The 261-nt window shown below is 65.5% G+C and carries 1 pseudogene; it reads right to left on the reverse strand.

From position 1 onward, the window contains the following. Positions 1–41: 41 nt before the first annotated feature. A pseudogene (locus ON31_RS29335) lies at positions 42–261 on the reverse strand (hypothetical protein); the annotation flags it as partial.

Raw genomic sequence — 261 nt, forward strand, 5'->3', positions numbered from 1 at the left:
CCTCGCACTCGGTGAGCAGCTCGGGAGTCATCACGGCCATGTCAGAACCTTTCGAGTGCCCACGGACGCGACCAGTACCGGAATTGGCGGGCGAGGATGCCGAAGGTCGCCGAGGTGACCGACGACGCCGACACCGGCACCGCGGTTGGCGGGGTGTAGGGCGGCACCACGTACAGCAGGCGGTTGCCACCCATCAGTCCCGTGATGTTCGTGTTCGTGAAGTCCTCGAGCGGGATACGCATCCGGTTCGTGCGACACACC

The organism is Nocardia otitidiscaviarum NBRC 14405 (genome assembly GCF_000308635.1).
GTDB lineage: Bacteria > Actinomycetota > Actinomycetes > Mycobacteriales > Mycobacteriaceae > Nocardia > Nocardia otitidiscaviarum.